The sequence below is a fragment of the Paracoccus yibinensis genome, from assembly GCF_030846195.1.
Lineage (GTDB): Bacteria > Pseudomonadota > Alphaproteobacteria > Rhodobacterales > Rhodobacteraceae > Paracoccus > Paracoccus yibinensis.
This window is the reverse complement of record NZ_JAVCWH010000049.1, coordinates 1-4,264: the sequence shown is the minus strand read 5'-3', so window position 1 is coordinate 4,264 and position 4,264 is coordinate 1. Positions and strand designations below refer to the sequence as shown.

Below are 4,264 nucleotides of genomic sequence, written 5' to 3'. Positions count from 1 at the left end.
AGAGGAGGCCTTCTACGCAAGCTTGAACGCTGACGAAAAAGCAGCCTAATCATTGAACCACAAACTCTCCGGTAAACCCGGGGCGGTTCACACTGGCGACGAGACACCAATAGCACGCTGGAAAAGCGCAGGGGCACAACTGGCGAAGCCGACCCTGTTGGAGGGGGGGTATTCGTGGGAGCGGCCGGTCAGACCAGCCGTCAGAGTTGCGCACACGCTTTCTTCGTTGGACCCGCACCGCTAGAAGCGCGTTTTGTCCTTACCTGCTGCTGGCAAAGCAATAAGGGAGGAGACTATGAAAAACGCGATCCTGAAGCTGGAAGGCAGGCCTCAGCTTATCGGTGTTGTTGAAACCGGAGGTGACTACCTGCGCTTTCACACCCGAACTGACATGATCCCAGAGGAATTCCGCCGGCTCACTGACGGACAAATCGAGATGGACGGCAAGAGTGAGCGAGTTCTGCTGGAAAGTGCTCAATCCACGCGGCGGGACGGATACACCATCGAGTTGACCCTGCGCCGCTTCGCGCCATCTGCTTGAACAGCTCGGCGTTCAGAGGAGACAGGATGTTGCAGCAGAACCGGACCTCATGGACGAGGAGCTCAGGACCATGCTCGGGGCCCAGTTCCGGAAGTTGGAGTCGGGGATCGCAGGCGTCCTTGCGTGCGAGAGAATGCCCCGGCCGCTCAGGTGAAGCTGCTCCACCCCTTCCGGGGATCGGTCCGGTTTGTGCGACCACGTTGCTTTCGGAGATGCCAGAACTCGGCCGCATGACGGCGTGTTAGGCAGCCTCAATGGCCGGTGTTTCACCCGTCCCCCATGACAGCGACGCGATGCGCAGTTGCCGCATGGTCGCGGGAGGACAACAAGCGCTGCAACATGCGCTTTTCCAAGCCGCACTCCTTGCCGCATCCCATAGTCCGACCCTGAAGCCGATTGCCCCGCACCTCAAGGAAAAGAGCAAGCCGCACGCGTCACGGTTAACACCTCGCCGTCCCGCCCGTAGGTCAGGCGAACCCGCCAGCGAGGCGATTGGAACGTCAGGCGGAATTTTCCACCGTCGGCTCCTTCGCCTTGTTCCACAATGCTCCTGATCTTCCCAGAGCGCATCAGCTCCTGAAAGCTGGCCACCTCGAGCTCCAGCAGCGCTGCGATCTCGGCCGCGTCAACGATGGGGCGATCCTGGTCGAACACGATCTTCATGGCAAACCCCGATCCCTGATCCCGCTCCTTTGCTCTACGTGGCAAGGTGTTCGTCGGCCGGGCCGAAGAACTCGTAGTGGATGCGATCGGCGGGGATGCCCACATCCTTCAGGCCGACAACGAAGTGCCGCAGGAAAGGACGGGGGCCGCAGAGATAGACTTCTGCGTCATCGAGGGGCGTGTTGGCCCGGAGCCAGTTGATGGTGATCCGGCCCGAATTGGCCCTGTCGTCGCCGCCACTCTCGTAGAAGGTCTCGACCAGAACGTTGCCGTGCCGGGAGGCAGCAAGCCGTACCTGAGCGTCAAGGGCATGATGGGCAGGACTGCTGGTGCCATGCACATAAAAGACGGGCACGTCGCGATGCTGTTCTGCCAGAACTTCCAGCATGCTGACGACGGGCGTCAGGCCGACGCCGCCCGACAGCAGGATCAGCGGACGCTGCGGGTCCTTGGCAAGATGGAAGTCCCCAGCGGGTGGCGTGGCCTCAAGGATGGTGCTCACAGGCGCGTGATCATGCAGGAAACAGGATGCTTCTCCGTTCGGCTCTCGCTTCACGGTGATCCGGTAGCCCTCGTCGCCTGGAATGCTGGAGATGGAGTAGTTCCGCTTCACGCCCGGGAGGCCGGCCTCATCAAAGCGCAGGGTCAGATACTGCCCCGGCCGGTGCGGAACAACAAGGCCGCCGTCCTCGGGCCGCAGGATGAATGAGACAATTCCTTCCGCCTCCACCTGCCGTTCCGCCACCACGAAGCGGCGCCAGTCGGTCCAGCCTCCGGGCTTTGCTTCGATCTCCGTGCGGATGGCGGCTTCGCGTTCCATCAGAAGGTCAGCCAGGAACCAATAGGCTTCGCCCCAAGCCTGCAGAATGTCCGGTGTCGCCGCATCGCCCAGAACCTCTTCCATGGCGCCAAGAAGAGCTTCAGCCACAAAGGGATAATGCTCTGGCAGGATCGCATAGCCGATGTGCTTCTGGGCAATCCGTTCCACCGCCGCGCAGAGAGCGGACAGGTTTTCGATGTTCTGGGCATAGGCCAGTACGGCCTGCGCCAGGGCAAGGCGCTGTGTGCCCTTCTTCTGATTGGCCTGGTTGAACAGCGCAGCGATGTCTGCGTTGCGGAACAGGCGGCGGTACATCGTCTCGGTGATCAGGGGACCATGCTGTTCGAGCGCGGGCACCGTCGCCTTCACGACGGCGATGGTCTGTTGCGACAGGGGACGAGGCATGAGGCTCTCCTAAACATGCATTATGGATGCATCTATAGATCCCTATACATGCAAAGGGAATGCATCTAATGTAAAAAGATGAAGTTGACCCGCTACACCGACTATGCGCTTCGTGCGCTGATCTACCTTGCCGGCCATGAGGGTGGGCGGGTGTCGATCCGGCAGATCGCCGAAGCCCACGGCATCTCACAAAACAACCTGATGAAGATCATTCAGGACCTGGGGGCTGCTGGCTTTGTCAGGACCACCAGGGGACGTTATGGGGGATTGTCGCTGGCCCGGCCGGCTGCGGACATCACCATTGGTCAGGTTGTTCGGCATACGGAAGGAGACAGCAGGATTGTCGATTGCAGCACCTGCCGGATCGCCGAAGGATGCAGCCTGCCGGACGTCTTTTCCGAAGCCAGAGAAGCCTTTCTGGCGGTGCTGGACAAGTGTCGCCTGTCAGATGCCGCACGCACCCCGGATGCGTTTCGGCATCTGTTCGTGGCTTGAGGAAGCAGCCTCGGCACCCGTGCTGGTCCGGGAGCCTTTCGCCTGGCCTCCCGCTCCAGCAACCTGATCAGCGCTCGTCCAGCTGAAGCAGCCCAGCCTTGCTCTGGCATGGGTGATCTGCCGCCATGGCTTCACTTTTGCCGTGCTCAAGGAATTGGCCAGAACTCCCGTGGCTGAATGGAACGGCTTCCAGTCATGACAGCCAGATCGCGGATATTCACACAACGGTCAACATCAGGAGGTCGTTGGGGGGGCTGTGATCTGATGCCTCAACTGGCAATTTGGTCCCAACATAGGACATTGTCGGGTACGGGCCTTACGCTTGGCCTTGGATAAATGTTCATCGAGGCCGTCGCTGCCCGAACTCGCGTTAACAACATACAGCCCAAGCAGGATTGCCTGAACAGGCTTACTGAGTAGCACCTGCGCAACGGTCTGGAGGCGCTTGGTTGCACCGTTCCCCATTCACTCTGGTCAAAGCTTGTTCGATTGCTGCGATCAGGTCGAGGTGGAACTGACAGGCGAGTGGTGCGGTGTATTGCCGCAGCTAACCAACTTTCCCAAAGGGCTCAAGCTAGCCAATAGATGTCCTCCGACGTTGGTGGAGCAGAAAAGATAGCTCGTGAAGGAGGCGGAGAGATTTCTTCATCAACCCCTTCGCGCCGCTGAAATCATTATTTTTTCACCTTCATATTTTCAAGAAGGCACAGCATGGGAATAGCCCTGGGCAGCGGTTGTAATGCAAGCCGGAGTAAATTCGTTAACAAACACGAATGATGCTTCGTAACTAATTAACAAAAAAATCGTTTGATGGTAGTATGTTAATCAAGACGTCTATTTGCTATTTACATTCGCATGTGAATTACGCGCCGACTGTTATTTCCGGAATGGAAGCCGCGGGCAGATGAACCGGCGCAACAGCGAGGAGGGGACCATGACGACCGAAGCGATTGAAAAGCATCCAATTCCGGCGGGTTTCGAAAAGGCCCATGTGGGACCGGCGGACTATGCCCGCCTGTATGCCGAATCAATCAAAGACCCCGAATCGTTCTGGGGCCGCGAAGGACGGCGCCTGGACTGGATCCACCCATTCAGCATCGTCAAGAACACCGACTTCACCTTCGGCAAGGTGTCGATCAAGTGGTACGAGGACGGCATCCTGAACGCCTCGGTCAACTGCATCGACCGCCACCTGCCCAAGCGCGCCAACCAGACGGCGATCATCTTCGAACCCGACGATCCCGCCACGCCTGCCCAGCACATCACCTATGCGGAACTGTCGGAAAAGGTGAACCGCTTCGCCAATGTCCTGCTGTCCCAGGGTATCATGCGCGGCGACC

Annotated in this window: 5 protein-coding genes and 1 pseudogene; 4 read left to right on the top strand and 2 right to left on the bottom strand. The window is 59.1% G+C overall.

The genetic code is table 11. The features are described from left to right. The first annotated feature begins 295 nt into the window (after positions 1-295). Both RAH32_RS21245 and RAH32_RS21635 read left to right on the top strand, forming a co-directional pair. Entirely contained in the window at positions 296-541 is a 246-nt protein-coding gene (locus RAH32_RS21245; RefSeq protein WP_306610385.1) for a hypothetical protein, read from the top strand. A 254-nt stretch (positions 542-795) separates the two neighbouring features. Next, positions 796-921: pseudogene (locus tag RAH32_RS21635) on the top strand (transposase); the annotation flags it as partial. A 28-nt stretch (positions 922-949) separates the two neighbouring features. Here the strand turns inward: RAH32_RS21635 and RAH32_RS21240 are convergent. Next, complete coding sequence (locus RAH32_RS21240; protein ID WP_306610384.1) at positions 950-1,204, bottom strand: DUF6522 family protein; 255 nt, start codon at positions 1,202-1,204, stop codon at positions 950-952. 34 nt (positions 1,205-1,238) lie between these two features. Further along, positions 1,239-2,429 carry an NO-inducible flavohemoprotein gene (gene hmpA, locus RAH32_RS21235; RefSeq protein WP_306610383.1) on the bottom strand — a complete coding sequence of 397 codons (1,191 nt, stop codon included), beginning with the start codon at positions 2,427-2,429 and terminating at the stop codon, positions 1,239-1,241. Between the two features lie 78 nt (positions 2,430-2,507). Between hmpA and RAH32_RS21230 the strand changes: the two genes are divergently transcribed. Together RAH32_RS21230 and RAH32_RS21225 are read left to right on the top strand one after the other, a co-directional pair. After that, the gene (locus RAH32_RS21230; protein ID WP_306610382.1) at positions 2,508-2,924 is read left to right on the top strand and encodes an RrF2 family transcriptional regulator; all 417 of its coding nucleotides are present in this window, start codon (positions 2,508-2,510) and stop codon (positions 2,922-2,924) included. Positions 2,925-3,858: 934 nt separating this feature from the next. After that, a partial coding sequence (locus tag RAH32_RS21225; protein WP_306610381.1) for an acetyl-coenzyme A synthetase N-terminal domain-containing protein occupies positions 3,859-4,264 on the top strand: 406 nt, incomplete at its 3' end.